Genomic DNA, 17,975 nt, shown 5'->3' with positions numbered 1-17,975 from the left:
TAAGCTTTCGCTTAAAACCTTTGATTCGTATGAGCACTTCAATTTAGTTGTCATGCGATCAACCACCACCCCAGGAACCCCTGAAACGACAGCTGCTCGCCGTTACAACCATGCCGTGCCCACACCTATCGGCTGTTTGTTTTGTTAAAGAACGTTCGCTGCTTTGTTACTGTTTTGCTGCCGCTTTCGCTGCAGCACAGAAGTGAAACTATAGCACGTTTTCAGATCTGCGCAAACATTTTTGAAACTTTTTCTCGCTCACCGCTTTGTTGAATCGGTGGTTGCGGGGACAGGATTTGAACCTGTGACCTTCGGGTTATGAGCCCGACGAGCTGCCAGACTGCTCCACCCCGCGTTCGAGAGAAAAAGATTATGAGGGTTTTCCAACAACAGGTCAACACCCACCGGGACTTTCTTTACAGCGAGGTTACTGCAGCTGAAATATCAGGGCGTCAGTGTGTGGCAGCATCGGTAACTCGAACAAGCCGTGAATGCCGGGTTAGGGATACATGCATATATATAGGGCGGTGCACACGGGCACCAAGTCATCGGCACGCCGACGGCGACTCGAAGGCGCGCTGATAGGTACGACTGCGCTGCTCACCTTTCTGGTGAGTTCACGCACCGAGCTCTACGAAAGGCTCCACGCCGAGCTCACTCGTTACGAGGGCTTCCAGGCAGACGAGCTTGTGTTCGTGCTGCTCAGCGTGCTGGCAGGATTGGCCGTTTTCTCCTTTCTTCGCTGGCGTGAGGCTCGCAGCGAACTCATGTCGCGTGTGGCGGCCGAGCACGCACTGCAGAGGCTCGCAGCACGGAACAGAGAATTGGCGCAAACATTGATTGGCCTGCAGGAGGCCGAACGCCGGCGCATTGCGCACGAACTTCATGATCACTTCGGACAGAGCTGCAACGCCATCAGGATCGATGCGGTGTTCCTGCGTACGACGCTTCCGGATGCTTCGTCGGAACAGGCGGCGGCGGCACGCATTGCAGAGACTGCGGACGAGTTGTACCAGACCGTCCGCGGACTACTTTACGAACTGCGCCCGGCGGCACTCGACAGCCTTGGCCTGGTGGGTGCTCTGCAATCACTATGCGAGTCCTGGGAGGAGCGCTCCGAAGTAAGCTGCGCGCTTCTTCCGTCCGGCGAACTGGGCGAGCTCGGGGAGCAGGTCAATATCGCGCTGTATCGCATCGTGCAGGAATCGTTGTCGAACGTCATGAAGCATGCCCACGCCGGTCACGTTCGAATCCTTCTGCACGGTCACCCGGAATCAGGTCGGATCGATCTGACCATCGAAGACGACGGCATCGGTCATGACGTTGCAAGCGTTCGTGCGGGACTGGGCTGGCTTGGCATGAAGGAGCGGGCCTCCATGTTGGGCGGCAGCCTTTCGATCGGGCAAAGCCGTCTGGGGGGCGTGCTCGTCACGTGCTCGATTCCATGTCGACCGCCGGTTGAACAAGATAAGGAGGACACTTAATGATCGACGTATTGCTGGTGGACGATCATCCGGTCGTGCGCTCGGGCTACGCAAGACTGCTCGAAGCAGGTGGAGACATCCGCGTGGCCGCCGAAGCGCCGGATGCAGAGGCGGGCTACACCGCTTACGTGCAATGCACGCCGAAGGTTACCGTGACCGATCTCTCGCTTCCCGGATCGAGCGGCATAGAGCTGATACGGCGCATTCGTGCTCGGGATACGAGCGCGCGCGTACTGGTGTTCAGCGTCCATGACGAGGCCGTGGTGGTTGATAAGGCCATCCAGAGCGGCGCCAGCGGGTTCATCAGCAAGCGCAGCGCCCCTGAGGTGTTGCTTGAGGCGGTTCGAGCGGTCGCGAAAGGTGAGCGCTACTTCAGTGAGGACGTACGACGAGTGGTCGAGCACCGCTCGCCCGACGCCGAGCGCGAGGTCATCAACGCGCTTTCGGCACGCGAGTTCGAGGTCTTCCGCCTGCTCGCACGCGGCATGTCGCCGGCAGAATGTGCGCAGATGCTGAACCTGAGCCAGAAGACGGTCGCAAACTATCAGGCGCTCATCAAGGAAAAGCTGAACGTCAGCACGTCAGCTGCGCTGGTGCACCTCGCGCTTCGTCTGGGGGTGGTGTCCGGCACCGGCCCGACCCAATTGCTCGGCCCGAAAGACGGCAATCATTGACGCGGCAGGCGCAAGGCATATGTGCTCTACGGACAGACAATTAGCGCACTAAGCGATAAACGAGCCAGCCCGCCTACCTCGGGAGTTTTTCCCGATCCTTGCTTACAGCTCTTGGCTATCTTCCGATCGGACCCTGCCTGTAGGGTCGTTTCAGTGACGCACTTCAGAGAACGAGTGCGCACTCCCCAGAAACGAGAGGAGTAACCCCTTGAGAAAGCATACCGACGCACAACGTCTGCGTCTGACCCCGCTCGCCGCAATCATCAGCGGCGCCTGTACGATCGGCCTGCCGTTTGCCAGCCATGCGCAGACAGTTGCCCCCACTGTTGAGGTTGTCGGCACGTCGCCGGTGCCCGGTCTGGACCGGCCGAAGGACGAGATCCCTGCCAACGTGCAGTCCATCCGTCGTGAAGCGCTGCGCGATACCGGTGCTGCGGGCCTGCCTGAACTCCTTGGCAGTCAGCTGCAGAGCGTCAACGTCAATGAGATCCAGGGCAATCCCTACCAAGCGGATGTGAACTACCGCGGCTTCACCGCCAGCCCGCTGCTCGGCACGCCGCAGGGCCTGTCGGTCTATCAGGACGGCGTGCGCGTAAACGAGCCCTTTGGCGATGTGGTGAACTGGGACCTGATCCCGCGCAACGCGATCGCCTCGATCGACCTGATTCCGGGATCGAACCCGCTGTTCGGCCTGAACACCCTGGGCGGCGCGCTGTCGGTGCGTACCAAGGACGGTTTCAGCCACGCCGGCACTGGCATCGAGGCCTACACCGGCAGCTTCGGCCGCAGCGCGGTGACCGCCGAACATGGCGGCAACAATGGCGAACTGGGCTGGTACTTCACCGCCACCCGCTTCAAGGAAGATGGCTGGCGCGATCTGTCGCCGTCGGACGTGAACCAGTTCTTCGGCAAGATTTCGCATCGCTCGTCCAAGCACGAACTCGATCTGAACCTCACGCACGCAAACAGCGACCTGATTGGCAACGGTCTGACGCCGCTTTCCTTCTACGAACAACGCCGGCGTTCGATCTTCACCTCGCCCGACAACACGAAGAACCGCATGACCATGCTGTCGCTGAATGGCGGCTACTGGCTGGACGACGTGCAGAAGCTGTCGGGTACTGTCTATGTGCGCAAGAACAACGTACGCACGCTCAATGGCGACGCCAACGACGAGTTCGCCGCGCCGGGGGATCCGGAAGGCGTGCTGAACCGCACGCGCACCCGCCAGACCGGCTACGGTTTCAGCGCGCAGTGGGCGCATATCCTCGAAGACCGTCAGCTGGCCGTCGGCACGACCTTCGACCACAGCCGCACCCGCTTCCAGCAGACCGAGCAGGAAGGCGATTTCCTGCCCGACCGTTCGGTCACCCCGACAGACAGCGAGGAGGATCCGGAACCGAAGCTGCGCGGACGCAGCCGTACGTGGAGTCTGTTCGCGACGGGCACCTGGAAACCGATCGCCGATGCAACCGTATCGCTGTCCGGTCGCTACAACCACACCAGCGTGCGCACGATGGACCAGCTGGATGCCACGTCCAGCCTCAACAGCGACTACACCTACAGCAAGATCAACCCGGCTTTGGGCGCCACCTATGCGCTGACGCCAGCCGTTACGCTGTACGCGAACGCCCAACAGGGCAACCGCGCGCCGAGTCCGATCGAACTGGGCTGTTCCGACCCGAACGAGCCGTGCAAGCTCCCGAATGCGATGCAGGCCGACCCGCGTCTCGATCAGGTGGTCACCCGCAGCATCGAGGTCGGCGTCCGCGGCGTCGCCGGCCCGATCCGCTGGAATGTTGCCGCCTTCGGCGCGGTGAACCGCGACGACATCCTGTTCGTTGCCAGCAACACGGTCGGCCAGGGGTACTTCAAGAACTTCGGCAAGACCCAGCGCAACGGCGTCGAGCTCGGTCTGGGCGGCGACTACGGCAGCCTGATGTGGAACGCCGGCTATACCTGGGTCGACGCGACTTACCGTTCGAGCGAGTGCATCGTGTCGCCGGAGAATTCGGCGCTCGATCCGAGTTGTGGCGCCGACAACATCCGCGTGCAGTCGGGCGATCGTATCCCCGGCATCGCCGAACACTCCTTCAAGCTCGGTGTGAACTGGCGCGCCACCGACTGGCTCACGCTCGGTTCGGACGTGGTTACGCACTCCGGCGTGTATGTTCGAGGCAACGAGAACAACGAGCACGACGAGAACGGCAAGACGTCCGGCTTCACTGTGGTGAACATGGTGGCGGACGCGAAGCTGGGCGGCGGCTGGTCGGTGTTTGCGCGGGTGAACAACGTGTTCGACAAGCGCTACTTCACAGCGGGCCAGATCGGCGAGAACCCCTTCGTCGGTCCGAACAACAGCTTCGACAGCAACACGGCGAACTGGGAAGACGAAACCTTCTACGCACCGGGCGCACCGCGTTCGGGCTGGCTGGGGGTGCGCTACCGCTTCGGCGGCTGAGTCACTTCCTCCGGGTCACCTCGGTGATCCGGAGCAGCAAAGACAAAAGGCACCTCGCGGTGCCTTTTGTCTTTGCTGCTCGTCGAGACGCTCGTCCGAACGTACCTACTTTGCTGCAGGCGGTGCCGCGGGCGCTGCAGCCGGCGGGTTTGCCGCCCCTGCGGGTGCCGCCGGAGCGGCCGGTGGCGCGATCGGCGTGGGGGTTACAGTAACGCCCTTCGCCTTCATCTGCTCGATGTACTTCGCCGCTACGCGGTCCTGCGACGCGGCGAGCTGCTCGTTGCCCTTCTTGGTCGCTTCGTCAGCCTTCGCCTTCTTCTCGGCGGCGGCCGCTTTCTGCTCTTCGGTCAGTTCAGGCAGCTTTGCCAGCGCGCCGGTCGATAGCAAGGCGCCGAGCAGCAGCACGATCATCCTGTTCATGCGTAGTCCTCCGTTCAGACGCGGGCCGGTGCAGGCATGCTGCCTGCCGGCTTCTCCGCCGGTTGAGCCTTCTTCGCCGCGTCGTACCACAGCTCGTGGTGCTCCTTGGCCCAGGTTTCGTCGACATAGCCAGTCTTCATGCCGTCGAGCGCGCCTTCCATGCCGATGCTGCCTATATATATATGGGCGAGCGACAGCGTCATCACGATCAGGCCACCGATCAGATGGATGATGTTTGCCGTCTGCATGATGGCGCGGCCCTGTTCGAAGTTCGGGAAGTTGAGCACCAGACCGCTGATGCCGACGGTCAGCGACAGGAACACCACACCGAGCCAGAACCAGGTCTTCTCGCCGAAGTTGAAGCGATGCGAGGGTACGTGCTCGCCGGTCAGCAGACCACCGGCCTTGCGTATCCACAGCGCGTCGATGGCCTGCCACACGTTGTCCTTCACGAACAGCACGATGAACAGCAGCACCGACAGGATGAACACCGGCCCGACGAAGTTGTGGATGTTCTTGCACACCAGTGCCACCGTCGCGAACAGCGAGTAGCCGAACACCGGCAGCAGCACGTGCTTTCCGAACAGCATCACCAGCCCGCTCACCATCAGCACGCAGAACGAGATCGCCATGGCCCAGTGCGACATCCGCTCCATCGCGTTGAAGCGCTGGATCATCCGGCCAGTCTTCGCCTCCGACAGCCGGATCGGACCGCGCAGCTTGAAGAACACAGCCAGCAGAACCAGCATTGCGCAGAAGGCGATGCCGCCGTAGAGCATCACCGGTCCGTTACGCAGCGCCCGCCATGTCTGCCCCCCGGACTGGATCAGCACGCCGGTCTCGACGCCCTGCACGGTGGTGTAATGCTGTTCGCCCGACCTGACTTCGCGCCAGACCGGCGCGTTGTTCAGCGGTTGCGACTGCTGGCGCAACGCCTGGTCTGCCGCCGTCGCCGGCGGCGCGTCGGCGGCGAACACCGGTCCGCCGGCCAGCGTGCACAGCATCAGCACCATCCACAGCAGGCGCTTCAGTACAGTCATGTCATGACTCATGAACGCTCTCCTAACCGTTGATGCGGCGATATTCGTTCTGGCTCTGGTTGCGCGCCTTGATGGTCGCCTCCCAGTTCCCCTTGTCGCCGGAGAAGGACTCATTGTCCCAGGGCTTGCCGTCTGCCTTGCCCTGGTAATGGCCCTGCTTGTAGACCACCACCTGCTCGTTCTCGCCGCAGCCGGCGAGCGCGGCGGCAAGTGCGATCAGGCAGACGGCTCCGCTCAGCGGCTTCATGATTTGCCTCCCGCCGCCGGGGCGGTGGCCGGTGCGTCCGGCTTGCCGTAGGCGGTCGACCAGCCCCAGATGTCCGCACCCTTGCCGCGGGTGAGCACGCGCTGGCGGTAGATGTCGGCCAGCACGTCGGCATCACCGCCGAGCAGCGCCTTCGTCGAGCACACCTCGGCGCACAGCGGCAGCTTGCCTTCGGCCAGACGGTTGCGGCCGTACTTGCGGAACTCCTCTTCCGAGTTGTTCGTTTCCGGGCCACCGGCACAGAAGGTGCACTTGTCCATCTTGCCGCGCAGGCCAAAGGCACCTGCCTGCGGGAACTGCGGCGCGCCGAACGGACAGGCGTAGAAGCAGTAGCCACAGCCGATGCACAGATCCTTGTCATGCAGCACCACGCCCTCGTCGGTGCGGTAGAAGCAGTCGACCGGACACACCGCCATGCAGGGCGCGTCGGAACAGTGCATACAGGCGACCGACATCGAGCGCTCGCCCGGTACGCCGTCGTTGATGGTCACGACGCGCCGGCGGTTCACGCCCCAAGGCACCTCGTGTTCGTTCTTGCATGCGGTGACGCAGCCGTTGCACTCGATGCAGCGCTCGGCGTCACAGATGAATTTCATTCTTGCCATGGTGCCCTCCGTTCTCCGGGGCGACGCGCGGCTGACGCGCCGCCCCGTGTTGTTTCATCGCGCCCGCGTCAGGCCTTCATGATCTGGCAGACCGTGGTCTTGGTTTCCTGCATCATGGTCACCGAGTCGTAGCCGTAGGTCGTGGCGGTGTTGACCGCCTCGCCACGCACGACCGGTGCAGCCCCTTCCGGGTAGCTGTCGATCAGGTCCTTGCCCATCCAGTGGCCGGCGAAGTGGAAGGGCAGGAACACCGTGTCCGGCCCGACCCGCTCGGTCACCATCGCCTGCACCTTGATCTGCGCGCCGCTGGGCGATTTCACCCACACCATGTCCTTGTCGCGGATGCCGCGGTCGTTGGCCGCCCGCGGGTTGATCTCGACGAACATGTTCTGCTGCAGCTCGGCCAGCCAGGGGTTGGAGCGCGTTTCGTCGCCACCGCCCTCGTACTCGACCAGACGGCCCGATGTCATGATCAGCGGGTAGTCCTTACCGACGTTGGCGAACTGGTCCTGCACGCTCTTGTACAGCGTGGGCAGGCGCCAGAAGGCCTTCTTGTCCTCGTGCGTCGGATACTTGGCGACCAGGTCGGCACGCGGCGAGAAGATGGGTTCGCGATGCACCGGCACCGGGTCCGGGAAGTTCCACACCACCGCGCGCGCCTTGGCGTTGCCGAAGGGGTGGCAGCCGTGGTTCTTCATCGCGACGCGAATGATGCCGCCCGAGGGGTCGGTCTTCCAGTTCTTGCCCTCGGCCTTCTTCTTCTCGTCCTCGGTCAGTTCTTCCCACCAGCCCAGCTTCTTCAGCAGCACGTGGTCGAACTCGGGGTAGCCGAACTGCAGGTCGGCGCCCTTCGAGGCGGAACCGTCGGCCGCCAGCAGGCTGGTGCCGTCCTTCTCGACGCCGAAGTTGGCGCGGAAGTTGCCGCCGCCATCCATCACGTGCTTCGAGGTGTCGTACAGATTGGCCGAGCCCGGGTGCTTCATTTCCGGCGTGCCGTAGCACGGCCAGGGCAGACCGAAATACTCACCGTCGAGCACATAGCCGGTTTCCTTGTCGATGCCGCCCTTGGCCTTCAGGGTCTTCGGATCGAACACCTGCATGTTGCGCATGTGGATCTTCAGGCGCTCCGGCGACTGGCCGGTGTAGCCGATGGTCCAGGTGCCGCGGTTGATTTCGCGCAGGATGTCTTCGACGCTGGGCTCGTTGTTGGTCACCTTCACGTTCTTCGTGAACTCTTCGGCGAAGCCGAACTTCTGTGCGAACAGATACATGATGGTGTGGTCGGGCTTTGACTCCCACAGCGGCTCGATCACCTTCTCGCGCCACTGCAGCGACCGGTTCGACGCGGTGCATGAGCCTTCGCACTCGAACTGCGTGGCGGCCGGCAGCAGGTACACGCCGTCCTTGCGGGCGCTGGCTGCCATCGCAGCGGTGGCCGACGGATAGGGATCGATCACCACCAGCGTGTCGAGCGCCTTCATCGCCTCCAGCATGTCCTTGCCGCGCGTCTGCGAGTTCGGCGCGTGGCCCCAGAACACGACTGCGCGCAGGTTCGGGTCCTGGTCGATCAGTTCGTTCTTTTCGGTCACGCCGTCGATCCAGCGCGATACCGTGATGCCCGACTTCTCCATCAGCGCCTGCGACGCGAAGCGGCCTTTCAGCCACTCATAGTCGACACCCCAGACGTTCGCCCAGTGCTTCCACGATCCGGTCGCGATGCCGTAGTAACCGGGCAGCGAATCCGGGTTCGGGCCGACGTCGGTCGCGCCCTGCACGTTGTCGTGGCCGCGGAAGATGTTGGTGCCGCCACCGGCCACACCGACGTTGCCGAGGGCGAGCTGCAGATTGCACATCATGCGCACGATGGCATTGCCGGTCGTGTGCTGGGTCTGGCCCATGCACCACACGACGGTGGACGGCTTGTTCTTGGCCATCGTCTCAGCGATCAGCCTGATCTGATCATCCGGCACGCCGCTGACTTCCTCGACCTTGTCGGCAGTCCACGTCATCGCCTCGTCGCGGATCTTGTCCATGCCATAGACGCGGTCCTCGATGTACTGCTTGTCCTCCCAGCCGTTCTCGAAGATGTGGCGCAGCACGCCGTAAAGGATGGCGATGTCAGAACCGGAGCGGAAGCGCACGAAGTGATCGGCCTTGGCCGCCGTACGCGTGAAGCGCGGGTCGGCGACGATGATCTTCGCGCCATTCTCCTTCGCGTGCAGGATGTGCAGCAGCGACACCGGATGCGCCTCGGCGGCGTTCGATCCCATGAAGAAGATCGCCTTCGAGTTCTGCATGTCGTTGTAGGAGTTGGTCATCGCACCATACCCCCACGTGTTGGCCACGCCGGCCACCGTGGTCGAGTGGCAGATGCGCGCCTGGTGGTCGCAGTTGTTGGTGCCCCACATCGACACGAACTTGCGCATCATGTAGGCCTGCTCGTTGTTGTGCTTGGACGAGCCGATCCAGTACACGCTGTCCGGGCCGCTCTCCTCGCGCAGCTTCAGCAGGCGCGCCGACAGTTCGTTCAGCGCGTCGTCCCAGGACATGCGCACCCACTTGCCGTCGACCAGCTTCATCGGATAGCGCAGCCGGTGCTCACCGTGGCCGTGCTCGCGGATCGACGCGCCCTTGGCGCAATGCGCGCCCATGTTGATCGGGCTGTCGAACACCGGCTCCTGGCCGACCCAGACGCCGTTGACAACTTCGGCGTCGATGGCGCAGCCGACCGAACAGTGGGTACAGATCGTACGCTTCACCTCGACCTTGCCGCCGGCCGCCGGCGGATTGGCAGCCTGCGCGCGCTCGACCATCGAGAACGGCAGCGCCGAGGCGAAGGCGCCGGCACCTGCGGTCATGCCAGAACGCTTGAGGAAGGTGCGGCGGTCCATCGTGCGCGGCGAAGCCGCCGATGCCGGGCGCACGAGACGCGATTGCGCGCGCGCGCCGCCAGCCGATTTGCGGGTCAATGTCATGTTGGCTCTCCTTCTCGGGGTCAGACGCGGGCGGTGCGGTAGTAGGCCGCGATGTGCTCGGTCATGCGGTATCCGCTCCTGTCCGTCTGCGCGGTGGTGGCGGTCGCGCCGGCATCGCTGCCGGTCGAACGCACGGCCACCACGGCCGCCGCGGCGCTCACGCCGCCGACGCCCGCGGTCAGCAGGAACTGACGGCGTTTCAGGTTGGCTTTTTCGGTCATTGCTCTGTCCTCCTCGTGATGACTGCCCGGTTCAGGGTGTTGGCTCTTCAGTTGTAGGTCACTTCATGGATCTATGGTCAGCGCCGCCGCCTCGACGTCGAGAAAGCTGCGCGCGTACTGCGAAACACGGCGGTAGAAATTGGCGCCTGCGGCGGCATCCAGCGCGTCGCACAGCGCGCCGTACCAGGGCTGGATGTGGGTGGCGAAGAAGCGGTCCTGCTCGAGCGCTCGCTCGGCGGCGCTGCGCGTAGTGTCGGTCAGCAGCAGGCGCATCACGTCGCATACGGCGGCGATGTGGTCCTCGGGCAGCGACTCGCCCTGCGTGCGCGCGAAGCCCAGCGCCGCCAAGTCGTCGCGCAATTTCACCAGCGGCTTCTCATTGACGAAGCCGGCCAGGTAGAAGGAGCCGAAGACGACGATCTCCGGCCGGCCGACGCCGCCGAACAGCGCATCGAACTCGTCCTGCGCGGCAGCCGGGTCCATCGCTGCCGATGCTGCACACAGTCCGTTCCAGGCCTGCGCCATCAGCACCGCCTCGGCCGACGGCGCGTCGTCGTCGATCTGCCAGTCGCCGGAGGCGGCGAGCATGCCGAGCAGAGAGGCATCGGGTGCGGCATGCAGCAGCCGCGACAGCAGTGCGTAGTGATTGGCGCGTGCCGTGTCCTCGTCGCTGACCGGGTCACGCACGAAAGTGAGTGTTTGCGGAGTGGGTGCGTTCATGTGTCGAACACCGTGGTTTCGCCACCCTTCGCCTTCATCATGTCGATGACGCGACAGTCGGCGCACATCTGCAGCCGGCGCAGCGCGTCGCCGCTGGCGAACATCGAATGCGCCGACAGCCTGCCGGTCATCGCGTCGATCATCTGCTTGGTGCCGAAGGGCGTACCGCAGCTGATGCAGTGGAAAGGCTCAGTCTCGTTCAGCACGCGTTCGCGCCGCACCGCGTCGCCGATCAGCAGACGCGGTTCGAGCGACAGCGCGTTCTCCGGACAGGTGTTCACGCACAGGCCGCACTGCACGCAGTTGCGTTCGAGGAAGCGCAGCGCCGGCCGTTCACCACCATCCATCAAGGCCGAGGCCGGACAGGCGCCGACGCAGCTCATGCACAAGGTACAGGCGGCCTTGTCGATATTGACCGCACCGAAGGGCGCGCCGGCTGGCAGCGCGATGGCCTCGACCTTCTGCGCCGCGTGGCGGGCCAGGTGATCGATGCAGAACTCGAGCGCGCCGCGCTTCTCGACCGGCAGCGCGAAGCTGGCCGGCGGACAGGACTGCGCCGGCGCAGCCGGCGCGCCCATAGCGTGGATCAGCGTCGCCGCATCGTCGGCGACCACGGCGCACAGCGCCGACGACGGATGGCCCAGCGCGGAGAGGATGGTGCGACCGAGCGCGATCTGCCCCGACGTCGCTTCACGGTAGGCGTCGGGCTGATCGTCGTGAGACAGAATGACGCATTGTGCGGCGCCGTAGCACAGCGTCGCGAGCATCAGTTCCAGCCCGACCGCGGCGACGTCATGCACGGCCACCGGCAGCAGGTCGGCGGGCAGTCCGCGACGGCGTCCAGCCAGCGCCAGCAACTCCTCACCCTGCGTCTCGTTGTGGAACACGACGCGCGGTGCCTGGCCGCCGGCGGCGCGCCAGGCCTGCAGAGCCGTCTTGATGCGCACCGCAACATCGGACGCCGATGGGTAGGCGTAGCGCATCGCGCCGGTGGGACAAACTGTCGCACAGGCACCGCAACCCATGCACAGGTGCGGCTCGACGAACACGCCGTCGCCGTCGGCGCGGATGGCCGAGGTCGAACAGACGTCGATGCAGCGATTGCAGCCCTGCTTGCTGTTGCGGCTGTGTGCGCAGATCGAGGATTTGTAGTTGAAGAACTTCGGCTTTTCGAACTCGCCCACCATGCCGGCGAGCTTCTGCAACGCCAGCGACTGTTCGAGCGGATCGCGGCCCGGTGCCGCGTAACCCTGCGGCGGGTGCGGAATGCGGATCAGCGCCGGCTCCGACAGGTCGAGCACCAGGTCGTAGCGCTCGCTGCGCGGGCTGCCCACGGCGGCGAAATCGATGGCGCCGATGTCGGCACAGGCTTTTACGCAGGCGCGATGGCCGGTACAGCGAGCGGCATCGACCTGATAGTCGTAGCCGATGGCGCCCTCCGGACAGGCGTCGATACAGGCATTGCAGCGCACGCAGGCGTCGAGATCGATCGCGTTGGCGCGCGCCCAGCTCACGTCGAATGCGCCGAGCCAGCCGCTCACCGTCACGTCGCGGCCGGTCATGACCGGCCAGTCGCGGCGCACCGGCAGTTCGCTGCCGTCGCGGCCGGTGACCAGCACACTGACGGCGATGCTGTCGCCGTACCGGCGCTGCGCTTCCTGCGCCCAGCCGAGCGCGGCACCGGCCGGACCGATGATCAGCAGCTGACCGGACGACGCGTAGCTGACCGCAGGCACCGGGGCCGGTTCGGCCATGCGCGCCATCGCCAGTTGCGCGGCGACCGACGGCGTCGCGTCGCTGCCGCGCGGGCTGCGTCCACCGATGTCGCGCAGATTGATGAAGGTGAGACCCGCCGTCGCGCCGGCCTCGTCGGCCACTTCGCGCAGCAGCGCGGCTTCCTGCGTGCAGCCGACGATGGCGTCGGCCGCGCCACCCAGGGCGGCGGAAAACGCGGCGGCGTCGCGACCACACAGCTGCGTCGCGGCATGCAGTACCGGCAGATCGGCGGCGTCGAGCGCCAGCGCGTCACCCAGTCTTCTGATGTCGATCTCAACCGTGCCATTGCAGCTGCACAGCTGGATCGCCTTGTGGGCGTTGTTCATGTAGTCAGGCTCCTCCGGCAAGGCTTCTGCAGCCTTCGTGCCAGATCACCTGAGAACAGAACGGACTATTCCGACCTGGAATTACTTTCTGCGTTGTCGGACGACACGGGCAACTCGCTCGGCAAGCGCTCGATATTGTCCGGCTCGGTCGCAACACCGTCGTCTTCGTCCGCCGGACTGTCCAGCGCAGGCGCTGCCGCCTGCTCCGCGGGGGCTGTGGTCGTCTCCGGCACGGCGGGCGGCGTCTCGTCCGGTACCGAGGTGAGCCAGTTGTCGGGCAGCGTCGGGTTCAGCGTTTCCTTCGCATGCGCAAGCTGCGACACCATGGATGCCGGCAGCGGCTCGTACAGGTTGAAGTCCTCGATATAGACGTCCAGCCCGTCCATCGTATTGAAGTGCGGCGTGTGGAACAGCTTCTTCAGCGCCGCGCGCTTCAGTCCCTCGTCCACCTTCTGGCCAAGGAAGGCGCGGTAGTCAGAATCGAAGCCCAGCGATTCGAGCGGTGGCGGTTCGGCCGGCACATCGGTGTCCGGCACCACCTGCCCCGCGTCCGGCGCCTGCTGCGGCACGATGGCGGCCGGCGCCTCGACGGGCGGTGGCGCCTCGGCGGCGGCCGCTTCCCGCTTCAGCCGCGACCAGCGGCCGAGGAAGCCCTTCACCGGATCATCGTTCACGCTCACCTCCATCGACGCCTGCACGCACACCGCCGTAGTGCGTATTGCCATCGCCGGTCTTCGCGAAACGCTTGGGCTTGCGCGGTTCAGGCGGCTTCTGGAAACGGCGCGCAAAGTCCTCGACCCAGTCGCGCATGTCGGCCGGCATGGTCAGACCATCGACCTTCTCGCCGGAATCCATCCAGCGCGCGGCCTCGCCGTAGCTGGCGCTGATCTGCATCGGTCGTACCGGCGGATCGGCCTCTTCGTCGGGCCGCCACATGACGAAGATGCGCGGCTCGGCGGCCGTCACGTTAAGCAGGTAGTTGTCGGCCTCGTCGGTGTAGAGCGTCAGCTCCAGCGGCGGGAACAGCCACTGGGTCGCCTCGTCGGTCTGCGCAAAAACCCTTGGCACATCAGGGCTTTCCGGGCCTTCGGGCAAAAGCGCGCGCGCTTCCCAGGCATGGTCTGTCCACTTGTTGTGCAGTACCCTGCGCTCCATAATCACGGCCAACCTGAGGGTGACGGGGCTGGTTTCCACGAAATCTTCCTCTGCCTTTCTGTCAAACGGAGCCGGAGCAAGGAAACGGCTCACGCCGCACCGCCCATGAGCGAAAAGATCATACATCTGCTGGACATCCGCACCGCCGGACGCGCGACCGCACTGGTGCCGGAGACACCGATTCCGGCGACCGGCACGCTGCTCGACACGCGTGGCCGCGCCGTGCGCGATCTGCGCATCTCGGTCACCGACCGCTGCAACTTTCGCTGCATCTACTGCATGCCGAAAGAGGTGTTCGACAAGGACTACCCCTATCTGGCACGCAGCGATCTGTTGAGCTTCGAAGAGATCGAGCGCATCGCACGTCTGTTTGTCGCGCACGGCGTCAACAAGTTGCGCATCACCGGCGGCGAGCCGCTGCTGCGCAAGGACGTCGAGAAGCTGATCGAGCGGCTGGCGAAGCTGCCAGTCGAACTGACGCTGACCACCAATGGCGCGCTGCTGAAACAGAAGGCGCGTGCGCTGCGCGACGCCGGCCTGACCCGCGTCACCGTCAGCCTCGACGCGATCGACGACGCCACCTTCCGCATGATGAACGACGTCGACTTTCCGGTCGCGCGCGTGCTCGAAGGCATAGACGCCGCGCAAGCCGTCGGTCTCGCGCCGGTCAAGGTGAACATGGTGGTCAAGCGTGGCACCAACGACCACGCCATCGTACCGATGGCGCGCCACTTCAGGGGCAGCGGCCACATCGTGCGCTTCATCGAGTTCATGGACGTAGGCTCGAGCAACGGCTGGAAGATGGACGAAGTGCTGCCCAGCGCCGACGTCATCGCGCGCATCCATGCCGAAATGCCGCTGGAGCCGGTGGACCCGAACTACCCGGGCGAAGTCGCGCAGCGCTGGCGCTACACCGACGGCAGCGGCGAAGTGGGCGTCATCTCATCGGTGACCCAGGCCTTCTGTTCGTCCTGTACGCGCGCCCGCCTGTCGACCGAGGGCAAGATATTCACCTGTCTTTTCGCGACCGAAGGACACGACCTGCGCGCGCTGCTGCGCGAAGGCCGCAGCGACGAAGAGATGCTTTCGGCCATCGGCGCGATCTGGCAGCAGCGCGGTGACCGCTACTCCGAAATCCGCACTGCGGAAACGGCCGCGGCAAGAAAAATCGAGATGTCCTACATCGGTGGATAGTGTGCACAGACCCAAACTGACCGACGCCGCACGCCCCGCCACGATAGAAATTCCCGCCATCAACGAACGTGGCGAAACGGTACCGACGGCGATTGCCGGCGAGCACCCGCTCACCGTCTATCTCGACAAGCGCGAACTGGTAACGCTGATGACGCTGGGCGGCGCACCCGAGGCGCTGGTGATCGGCTGGCTGCGCAATCAGCGCCTGTTGCCCTCCATCGACGACATCCTGTCGGTGCAGGTGGACTGGGACGTGAATGCCGCGGCCGTCACCACCCGCGCTGGCGTGGCCGACCTCGACGCGCGCATGGCGACGAAAACCGTCACCACCGGCTGCGGCCAGGGCACGGTGTTCGGCGACCTGATGGACGACATCGAACGCATCCGCCTGCCGGACGATGCCCGGCTGACCGAGTCGACGCTGTACGCGATGCTCGACGTGGTGCGCAAACACGAAACCATCTACAAGCAGGCCGGCGCGGTGCATGGCTGCGCGCTGTTCCGCGGCGACGAACTGCTGTACTTCGTCGAGGACGTCGGCCGCCACAATGCGGTGGATGCCATCGCCGGCCACATGTGGCTGGATGGTGTCGAAGGCGGCGACAAGATTTTCTACACCACCGGCCGGCTGACCTCGGAAATGGTGATCAAGGCGGCGCAGATGGGCATCCCCTTCCTGGTGTCGCGCTCCGGCCTCACGCAGATGGGCTATGACATCGCGCAGCAGGTGGGCATCACGATGATCGGCCGCTCGCAGGGCAAGCATTACCTGCTGCTGACCGGCATGCAGCGCTTCGTGCGCGATGGAGAAAGCGCATGACTAAAAGCGGCGTGAGCGAGGCGATCACCGGTCTGGTGCTGGCCGGCGGCCTCGGCCGCCGCATGGGTGGCGTCGACAAGGGCCTGCAGGACTTCCGCGACGAGCCCATGGTCGCGCACGTGGTCCGTCGCCTGGCGCCGCAGGTCGATGCGCTCATCATCAACGCCAACCAGAACATCGAACGCTACGCCGCCTTCGGTCACCCGGTTGTGGCGGACGCGATAGCCGGCTTCGCTGGCCCGCTGGCCGGGCTGCACGCCGGGCTGAGCGCCTGCACGACGCCGCTGCTGGTGACCAGCCCCTGCGACTCGCCCTTCCTGCCACTCGATCTCGTCGCGCGACTGCGCGCGGCGCTGGAGCGCGAAGACGCCGACCTCGCGGTGGCCATCACCGGCGACCAGCCGCATCCGGTATTCAGCCTGGTGCGCGCGCACGTGCTGCCCGGTCTGACACAATTCCTCGAAGGCGGCGGCCGCAAGGTCGACCTCTGGTACTCGGCGCTGAAGGTGGTCGAAGTGCCCTTCGACGACAATCCGGACGCCTTCGCCAACATCAATACGCTTACCGAACTGGCCTCGCTCGAAGCCCGGCCTGACGCCTCATGACTGATCGCTTCACTCCGGTCGCGGACGCCCGCGCCCACATCCTCGCCGCCTGCTCGCAGGTCGCCGGCACCCAGCGCGTGCCGGTGCGCGACGCGCTGGGCCGCGTGCTCGCCGTCGACGTCATCTCGCCGGTCAGTGTGCCGCCGCACGACAACTCGGCGATGGACGGCTACGCGGTGCGCCATGCCGACCTGTCGGCCGACGCCGATACGCGGCTCACCGTCGTCGGCACCGCCTACGCCGGCCACGCCTGGGACGGCGAGGTCGGCCCCGGACAGGCGGTGCGCATCATGACCGGTGCCGTCATGCCGCGCGGCGCCGACACGGTCGCGATTCAGGAAACCGCGAAGGTGGACGGCGACTGCGTCCTCATTCCGTCCGGCCAGAAGGCCGGCCAGAACCGGCGCCGCGCCGGCGAGGACCTGAAGGCGGGCGAAGCCGCGCTGCGCGCCGGCCGCCTGCTGCGCCCGTCCGACATCGGCCTGGCCGCTTCGCTCGGCGTGCCCGAACTGACGGTGGTGCGCCGCGTGCGCGTCGGCGTGCTGTCGACCGGCGACGAGGTCATGTCCATCGGTGACGCGCCGCGCGAAGGCGGCATCTACGACAGCAACCGCTACACGCTGACCGCCATGCTGACGCGACTCGGCTGCGAGGTGGTCGACCTCGGCGTCGCGCGCGATACGCGCGAAGCGCTGTCGGCCGCGCTCGAATCGGCGGTCGGCGAGGTAGACGCCATCATCACCAGCGGCGGCGTGTCGGTCGGCGAAGCGGATTTCGTCCGCGAAATCCTCGCCAGCCTGGGCGAGGTCACCTTCTGGAAGATCGCGATGAAGCCGGGCCGGCCGATGGCTTTCGGGCGGCTCACCAAGGGCGGCCGCGACACCTTGCTGTTCGGCCTGCCGGGCAATCCGGTCGCGACGATGATCACCTTCTACTTCTTCGCGCGTGAGGCACTGCTGACGCTGATGGGCGCCTCCCCCGTGCCGGCACCGATCCGCTTCGACGCGATCAGCGGCAGCGCGATGAAGAAGCAGCCGGGCCGCACCGAATACCAGCGCGGCATCCTCGAACTGCGCGACGGCCGCTGGCACGCGACGGTCACCGGCGCCCAGGGCTCCGGCATCCTGCGTTCAATGTGCGACGCCAACTGCATCATCGTGCTCGACGACGACGTGGGCAACGTCGCAGTCGGCGACACAGTGGGCGTCATCCCGTTCGAAGGCCTGATCTGAAC

General features: G+C 65.2%; 17 protein-coding genes and 1 tRNA gene. 7 read left to right on the top strand and 11 right to left on the bottom strand.

All coding sequences use genetic code 11. The features are described from left to right. Positions 1-278: 278 nt before the first annotated feature. A tRNA-Met gene (locus WJU27_RS20960) sits at positions 279-355 on the bottom strand. 172 nt (positions 356-527) lie between these two features. Between WJU27_RS20960 and WJU27_RS20955 the strand changes: the two genes are divergently transcribed. From WJU27_RS20955 to WJU27_RS20945, 3 genes are all read left to right on the top strand, one after another. Beyond that, entirely contained in the window at positions 528-1,484 is a 957-nt protein-coding gene (locus tag WJU27_RS20955; protein ID WP_296807494.1) for a sensor histidine kinase, read from the top strand. Then, a complete protein-coding gene (locus tag WJU27_RS20950; RefSeq protein ID WP_020165585.1) occupies positions 1,484-2,158 on the top strand; it encodes a response regulator in 675 nt (224 codons plus the stop codon). Before WJU27_RS20955 ends, WJU27_RS20950 begins: the two co-directional genes overlap by 1 nt. A 208-nt stretch (positions 2,159-2,366) precedes the next feature. Beyond that, a complete protein-coding gene (locus WJU27_RS20945) occupies positions 2,367-4,619 on the top strand; it encodes a TonB-dependent receptor (RefSeq protein WP_020165586.1) in 2,253 nt (750 codons plus the stop codon). Between the two features lie 105 nt (positions 4,620-4,724). Here WJU27_RS20945 and WJU27_RS20940 read toward each other — a convergent pair whose 3' ends face one another. The 10 genes from WJU27_RS20940 to WJU27_RS20895 all read right to left on the bottom strand — a co-directional run bounded on the left by WJU27_RS20940 (position 4,725) and on the right by WJU27_RS20895 (position 14,215). Beyond that, on the bottom strand, positions 4,725-5,039 hold the full coding sequence (locus WJU27_RS20940; protein WP_029143812.1) for a hypothetical protein: 315 nt from the start codon (positions 5,037-5,039) through the stop codon (positions 4,725-4,727). 14 nt (positions 5,040-5,053) lie between these two features. Next, the gene (locus tag WJU27_RS20935; protein WP_341423323.1) at positions 5,054-6,079 is read right to left on the bottom strand and encodes a formate dehydrogenase subunit gamma; all 1,026 of its coding nucleotides are present in this window, start codon (positions 6,077-6,079) and stop codon (positions 5,054-5,056) included. A 22-nt stretch (positions 6,080-6,101) separates the two neighbouring features. Then, on the bottom strand, positions 6,102-6,326 hold the full coding sequence (locus WJU27_RS20930; protein ID WP_341423322.1) for a hypothetical protein: 225 nt from the start codon (positions 6,324-6,326) through the stop codon (positions 6,102-6,104). Then, entirely contained in the window at positions 6,323-6,949 is a 627-nt protein-coding gene (gene fdh3B, locus WJU27_RS20925; protein WP_029143814.1) for a formate dehydrogenase FDH3 subunit beta, read from the bottom strand. The genes WJU27_RS20930 and fdh3B overlap by 4 nt, the downstream gene beginning before the upstream one ends. Positions 6,950-7,017: 68 nt before the next feature. Then, a complete protein-coding gene (locus WJU27_RS20920; RefSeq protein ID WP_341423321.1) occupies positions 7,018-9,924 on the bottom strand; it encodes a formate dehydrogenase subunit alpha in 2,907 nt (968 codons plus the stop codon). Between the two features lie 20 nt (positions 9,925-9,944). Continuing rightward, the gene (locus WJU27_RS20915) at positions 9,945-10,145 is read right to left on the bottom strand and encodes a hypothetical protein (RefSeq protein ID WP_020165592.1); all 201 of its coding nucleotides are present in this window, start codon (positions 10,143-10,145) and stop codon (positions 9,945-9,947) included. Between the two features lie 63 nt (positions 10,146-10,208). After that, positions 10,209-10,865 (bottom strand): TorD/DmsD family molecular chaperone, encoded by a 657-nt coding sequence (locus WJU27_RS20910; RefSeq protein WP_341423320.1) that lies wholly within the window; start codon positions 10,863-10,865, stop codon positions 10,209-10,211. Next, positions 10,862-12,967: a 4Fe-4S binding protein gene (locus tag WJU27_RS20905; protein ID WP_341423319.1), complete on the bottom strand. Its 2,106-nt coding sequence runs from the start codon at positions 12,965-12,967 to the stop codon at positions 10,862-10,864. The genes WJU27_RS20910 and WJU27_RS20905 overlap by 4 nt, the downstream gene beginning before the upstream one ends. 65 nt (positions 12,968-13,032) lie before the next feature. Then, positions 13,033-13,692, bottom strand: a complete 660-nt coding sequence (locus WJU27_RS20900; protein WP_341423318.1) for a DUF3306 domain-containing protein — start codon at positions 13,690-13,692, stop codon at positions 13,033-13,035. Beyond that, positions 13,631-14,215 carry a DUF3305 domain-containing protein gene (locus WJU27_RS20895; RefSeq protein WP_341423317.1) on the bottom strand — a complete coding sequence of 195 codons (585 nt, stop codon included), beginning with the start codon at positions 14,213-14,215 and terminating at the stop codon, positions 13,631-13,633. The genes WJU27_RS20900 and WJU27_RS20895 overlap by 62 nt, the downstream gene beginning before the upstream one ends. Positions 14,216-14,227: 12 nt before the next feature. Here WJU27_RS20895 and moaA point away from each other — a divergent pair, with 12 nt between their 5' ends. The 4 genes from moaA to moeA are packed head-to-tail and all read left to right on the top strand — an operon-like array spanning position 14,228 to position 17,973. Further along, positions 14,228-15,316: a GTP 3',8-cyclase MoaA gene (gene moaA / locus WJU27_RS20890; RefSeq protein WP_341423316.1), complete on the top strand. Its 1,089-nt coding sequence runs from the start codon at positions 14,228-14,230 to the stop codon at positions 15,314-15,316. A 1-nt stretch (position 15,317) separates the two neighbouring features. Continuing rightward, positions 15,318-16,136: a formate dehydrogenase accessory sulfurtransferase FdhD gene (locus WJU27_RS20885; protein WP_341423315.1), complete on the top strand. Its 819-nt coding sequence runs from the start codon at positions 15,318-15,320 to the stop codon at positions 16,134-16,136. Further along, on the top strand, positions 16,133-16,741 hold the full coding sequence (mobA, locus tag WJU27_RS20880; RefSeq protein WP_341423314.1) for a molybdenum cofactor guanylyltransferase MobA: 609 nt from the start codon (positions 16,133-16,135) through the stop codon (positions 16,739-16,741). Before WJU27_RS20885 ends, mobA begins: the two co-directional genes overlap by 4 nt. Then, on the top strand, positions 16,738-17,973 hold the full coding sequence (moeA, locus tag WJU27_RS20875) for a molybdopterin molybdotransferase MoeA (protein WP_341423313.1): 1,236 nt from the start codon (positions 16,738-16,740) through the stop codon (positions 17,971-17,973). The genes mobA and moeA overlap by 4 nt, the downstream gene beginning before the upstream one ends. Positions 17,974-17,975: the final 2 nt, after the last annotated feature.

The organism is Methyloversatilis sp. NSM2 (assembly GCF_038066675.1).
GTDB lineage: Bacteria > Pseudomonadota > Gammaproteobacteria > Burkholderiales > Rhodocyclaceae > Methyloversatilis > Methyloversatilis discipulorum_A.
Note: the sequence above shows the minus strand (reverse complement) of the source record. Positions and strands in the feature narration are given on the sequence as shown.